The following is a 428-nucleotide window of genomic DNA, read 5'->3' on the forward strand; positions in this document are numbered from 1 at the left end:
TCGGTCACCGAGGGCACGATCTCGCGCTGGCTGAAGGCCGTCGGAGACACCGTCGAAGTGGACGAGCCGTTGCTGGAAGTCTCCACCGACAAGGTGGACACCGAAATCCCCAGCCCTGCCGCCGGAGTGCTGCTCGAAATCCGCTTCCAGGAAGATGATGTGGCCGAGGTCGGCGCGGTACTCGCCGTCGTCGGCCAGCCCGGGGACGCCCCCGCAGCCCCCGCTCCCGAGCCGCCAGCGGCACCGGAGCCTGCCGCACCCGCACCGGCCCCCGCCCCCCACTCCCGCACCGCAGGCCGCGCAGGGCACCGATGTCGTGCTGCCCGCCTTGGGTGAGTCGGTCACCGAGGGCACGATCTCGCGCTGGCTGAAGGCCGTCGGAGACACCGTCGAAGTGGACGAGCCGTTGCTGGAAGTCTCCACCGACA

The 428-nt window shown here is 70.8% G+C and carries 1 pseudogene; it reads left to right on the plus strand.

Going from position 1 to position 428, the window contains the following annotated elements:
• Window positions 1-428: pseudogene (locus EII42_RS12790) on the plus strand (biotin/lipoyl-containing protein); the annotation flags it as partial.

It is taken from the genome of Tessaracoccus sp. OH4464_COT-324, from assembly GCF_003932855.1.
Classification (GTDB): Bacteria; Actinomycetota; Actinomycetes; order Propionibacteriales; family Propionibacteriaceae; genus Arachnia.